General features: G+C 42.5%; 1 pseudogene. It reads right to left on the bottom strand.

Annotated elements, in window-relative coordinates:
* Positions 1-586, bottom strand: a pseudogene (locus tag NXH67_RS06475) (IS1634 family transposase); the annotation flags it as partial.

A 586-nucleotide genomic window follows, 5' to 3' on the forward strand; every position in this document is an offset into this window, starting at 1 on the left:
GATGTCTCCAACAGGATCGTCAAGAAGGTCTGTTGATACTGCATAGAGACCATCATAAAGCGCTTCCTGTTCAACCTTATCTGTATCGAGATAGTTGTGAATGCTTGCAGCTTCGCCACTGTCAGTAACTGCAATCTTTCCAATGAATCTTGCCGGATCAGTAGGATTCTTTCTATTCCTTTTAATGGAACCTGAATCAATCAGTTTCTGTGCTCGATCCACCTGGGCATCACGAACAGCTTTCTGATACTTGGCAAATCTGGGCGAATAAGTCACAATGAGGCGCTGATGAACAGTTTTTGGAGTGTAAGGCTCTTCTTTGTAGTAAAGTCCGGTATCATCATCGGGGAGTTTTGATATATCCACAAGAGTATCGTCCGATACTCGTTTAAATCCAGTACCGTTCAAAGCCCATGCTTTATCTTCGGCTTTTAGCTTCTTTATAGACTGAGTTACAATGAAAGCTCTTTGTCCCATGTGGTTGTAGTTTCTTATCTTCTCGGATCCAAGTCCTGCATCGCTGCAGTAGATGAATTTCTGACATCCGAATTCAGAAAGAACCTTTTCTTCGAGAGGCTTTAATGAC

The sequence above is a fragment of the Butyrivibrio sp. DSM 10294 genome (assembly GCF_028539135.1).
Lineage (GTDB): Bacteria > Bacillota > Clostridia > Lachnospirales > Lachnospiraceae > Butyrivibrio.